This window comes from Micromonospora phytophila (assembly GCF_023656545.1).
Classification (GTDB): Bacteria; Actinomycetota; Actinomycetes; order Mycobacteriales; family Micromonosporaceae; genus Micromonospora; species Micromonospora phytophila.
In genome coordinates, this window is the sequence record NZ_JAMOKF010000442.1 from 1 (window position 1) to 3,695 (window position 3,695).

Genomic DNA, 3,695 nt, shown 5'->3' on the forward strand with positions numbered 1-3,695 from the left:
CCGTCGTGGTGGTGGACGACGGCAGCGACGAGACGGCGGCGCGGGTCCTCGACGGGGCCCGCGGCCTCGGCTGCACCGTCCTGCGGCACGGCACGAACCGGGGCAAGGGCGCCGCCCTGAAGACCGGCTTCCGGCACGTCGCCGAGGCGCACCCCGGCCGCGACGTCGTCTGCGCCGACGCCGACGGCCAGCACCGCGTCGCGGACGTCCTGCGCGTTGCCGAGCAGGTCCGGGTCACCGGGCGCACGGTGCTGGGCGTACGACGGTTCGACGGGGCGGTGCCGTTGCGCAGCCGGGTCGGCAACCAGGTCACCCGGCTGCTCTTCCGTGCCGTCACCGGCCGCTGGGTGCGGGACACGCAGACGGGGCTCCGGGCCTACCCGGCCGCCCTGCTCGGCTGGCTGGAGTCGGTGCCCGGCGAGCGCTTCGAGTACGAGATGAACGTGCTGCTCCAGGCGGCGCGGGCCGGTCACCCGGTCGACGAGACGGTGATCGCCACCACCTACGTCGACGACAACGCCTCGTCCCACTTCGGCTCGCTCACCGACTCGGCGCGGGTCTACTGGCCGCTGCTGCGGTTCGCGGCGTCGTCGCTGCTGATCTCCACCCGCGCCCGTCGCTGACCGCGCCGCGCCGACGACCGACCGAGCGGCGACCGTCCACCGGGGCCCGACCGGCACCGTGCGTGAGGGTGGTCATAGCGGCTGGACGCCCCGCCGCATCGGGCTGCTAGCCTCGGCGACAGGTCATGAGCGCCAGCGTCAAGCCCCGGCTCGCTGGCCGGCAACCCTCGTCCGCGCAGGGGTGCCCCGGGTGAAGACCAGGCACCGGAGCAGGCTCCGGTGCAAGCGTGGCCTGGTTGCCAGGTCATCACCGACCAGGAGAGCCATGTCTTCCCGCAGCTGTGCCCCCGACCCCGCCGTGGTCCCGACGACGCCGCCGGCTCTGACCCGGCGCCGCCACGTCGACATGATGCGGGTCTGCAGCGCCGCGTGTAGCGCCGCCGCCGCGCGCTGACCGCGCCGGACACCCCACTTCCAGGAACCACCCCAGCGGTACGCCACATCGGCGCACCGCCGGCGACGCACGTCCGTGCCCGCCGCCGGAACACCCCTTTCGGAGACACCTGTGCGATTCCTTCCTGCCCTGACCCGGGCCGCCGCCCTCGGCGTCGCCGCCGTCCTCGCCGCCGCCACCCTGACCGCCTGCGGCGACGACGCGTCGTCCACCGCCGCCGACAACCCCTACGGCCTGCTCCAGCCGGGCGTGCTGCGCGCCGGCACGCTCACCGACGCCCCGCCGAACGTCTACCTGAAGGACGGCACCTTCACCGGCTTCGACAACGACCTGCTCACTGCGGCGGCGGCGAAGATCGGCCTGAAGGTCGAGTTCGTCGGCACCGACTTCTCCGCCCTGCTCTCCCAGGTCAACAACCGCAAGTTCGACATCGGCAGCTCCTCGATCACGATCACCGAGGCCCGGAAGAAGACGGTCGACTTCGGCAACGGCTACGACTTCGGCTACTTCGGCCTGGACGTCCCGGCCGGCTCGCCGATCACCGACTTCGACCAGCTCGCCGGCAAGCGGGTCGTGGTCGTGCAGGGCACCGTCCAGGACGACTACGCCACCGGCAGGCAGCTCGACCCGGTGCGGGTGCCGGACTACAACGGGGCGATCAACCAGCTCAAGGCCGGCACCGCCGACGCCTGGATCGCCCCCGCCGAGATCGGCGAGAAGTCGGCCGCCGACAGCAACGGCAAGATCAAGGTGGCGGCCAAGCAGCTCAGCCCGGCGCCGACGGCGTACGCCTTCGCCAAGGGCAACGACAAGCTGCGGGAGGCGCTGGACAAGGCCCTCGACGAGGTGATCGCCGACGGCACCTGGAGCCGCCTGCAGGCCGAGTACTACCCGGGTCGCCCGGTCCCGGCCGACTTCAAGCCGGGCAGCGGCACGGTGCCGGTCCCGGCCGCGCCGACCGCGTCGGCGTCGACCTCTTCCTGAGTACGGACAGCGAGCGGGCGGGGCGGTAGGAGAGACGACTGATGGATCCGTTGAGCACCCTGTGGGAAACCTTCTTCGACTGGGACTCCATGCGCGAGGCGCTGCCCGAGATGTTGACCGTCGGGTTGCCCAACACGCTGATCCTGGCGGTCTCCGCCGCCCTGCTCGGCTCGGTGCTGGGCATGCTGCTGGCCATCGCCGGCATCTCGCGTACGCGCTGGTTGCGGTGGCCGGCCCGGGTCTACACCGATGTGTTCCGCGGCCTGCCGGCCGCGGCGACGATCCTGCTGATCGGCGTCGGCCTGGCGCCGCTCGGCATGCAGGTCTGGGGGCCGAACCCGTATCCACTGGGGATCCTGGCGCTGTCGCTGATCGCGGCGGCCTACATCGGCGAGATCTTCCGCTCCGGCATTCAGTCGGTGGAGGCCGCGCAGCTGGAGGGTGCCCGCGCGCTGGGCTTCTCCTGGGGTGAGGCGATGCGCCTGGTGATCGTCCCGCAGGGCATCCGCCGGGTGCTGCCGGCCTGGGTGAACCAGCTGATCGCCCTGATCAAGGACTCCAGCCTGGTCTACTTCCTCGGCCTGGTGGCCAGCCAGCGGGAGCTGTTCCGGATCGGGCAGGACTACGCCGCCACCACCGGCAACGAGTCCGCCCTGCTGCTGGCCGGGCTCTGCTACCTGGCACTGACCGTGCCGCTCACGCACGTCGTCAACTGGATCGACCGCCGGCTGCGGCACGGCCGCCCGGCCACCACGGCACACGAGGCGGAGGACGCCGATCTCGCACTGCCGGGCACGACGGGAGGAAACCAGCGATGACGGTTGCGACGACCACCTCGGTGAGCCTGAGCGTCCGCGACGTGCACCTGGCCTTCGGGCCGAACCGGGTGCTGCGCGGCGTGGACCTCGACGTGGCCCGCGGGGCGACGGCCTGCGTCATCGGCCCGTCCGGATCGGGCAAGTCGACCCTGCTGCGCACCATCAACCGGTTGATCGAGCCGGACCGCGGCGACGTGCTGCTCGACGGCCGCAGCGTGCTGCGCGACGATCCCGACCACCTGCGGCAGCGGGTCGGCATGGTCTTCCAGCAGTTCAACCTGTTCCCGCACATGAGCGTGCTGCGCAACATCACCCTGGCGCTGCGCCGGATCAGGAAGCTCTCCGAGGACGAGGCCGTGGTCGAGGCCCGGGCCCAGCTGGAGCTGGTGGGGCTGGCCGCCAAGGCCGACGCCCGCCCGGCGCACCTGTCCGGCGGCCAGCAGCAGCGGGTGGCAATCGCCCGCGCGCTGGCGTTGCAGCCGCAGGTGATGCTCTTCGACGAGGCCACCTCGGCGCTGGACCCCGAACTGGTCAAGGGCGTGCTGGGCGTGATGGCCGACCTGTCGGCCGGGGGCATGACCATGGTGGTGGTGACCCACGAGATGGGCTTCGCCCGCGAGGTCGCCGACACCGTCGCCTTCATGGACCACGGGGTGGTCCTCGAAGCCGGTGAGCCGGCCGCGATCTTCGAGCGCGCCGAGCACCCCCGCCTGCGCCGGTTCCTGGCCCAGGTGCTCTGACCGCGCGGCGTGCGCGTGCGCGGCGAGGCCCCGGTCGGTCGGCGGCGCGGGCCACGCCGACGGCGACCGCGAGCGTCCCGGACGTCGGGCCCCGAGCGACGGGCGGGACGCTGCGCCGGCGCCTCAGCCCTGCCGG

Annotated in this window: 4 protein-coding genes and 1 riboswitch; all 4 genes read left to right on the plus strand. The window is 72.7% G+C overall.

Annotation, left to right across the window (positions count from 1 at the left end; all coding sequences use genetic code 11):
* On the plus strand, positions 1-623 hold a 623-nt coding region (locus NCC78_RS29195), incomplete at its 5' end, for a glycosyltransferase family 2 protein (RefSeq protein ID WP_250798562.1).
* Between the two features lie 121 nt (positions 624-744).
* Positions 745-857: riboswitch (SAM riboswitch) on the plus strand.
* Between the two features lie 271 nt (positions 858-1,128).
* On the plus strand, positions 1,129-2,001 hold the full coding sequence (locus NCC78_RS29200) for an ABC transporter substrate-binding protein (protein ID WP_250798563.1): 873 nt from the start codon (positions 1,129-1,131) through the stop codon (positions 1,999-2,001).
* Positions 2,002-2,042: 41 nt separating this feature from the next.
* Positions 2,043-2,819, plus strand: a complete 777-nt coding sequence (locus NCC78_RS29205; RefSeq protein ID WP_250798564.1) for an amino acid ABC transporter permease — start codon at positions 2,043-2,045, stop codon at positions 2,817-2,819.
* On the plus strand, positions 2,816-3,559 hold the full coding sequence (locus NCC78_RS29210) for an amino acid ABC transporter ATP-binding protein (RefSeq protein ID WP_250798566.1): 744 nt from the start codon (positions 2,816-2,818) through the stop codon (positions 3,557-3,559). Before NCC78_RS29205 ends, NCC78_RS29210 begins: the two co-directional genes overlap by 4 nt.
* Positions 3,560-3,695 lie beyond the last annotated feature (136 nt).

What these genes read in the sequence shown, in the direction of transcription:
- NCC78_RS29205 (WP_250798564.1), top strand. Translation starts at nt 2,043, where the DNA reads ATGGATCCGTTGAGCACCCTGTGGGAAACCTTCTTCGACTGGGACTCC.
- NCC78_RS29210 (WP_250798566.1), top strand. Translation starts at nt 2,816, where the DNA reads ATGACGGTTGCGACGACCACCTCGGTGAGCCTGAGCGTCCGCGACGTG.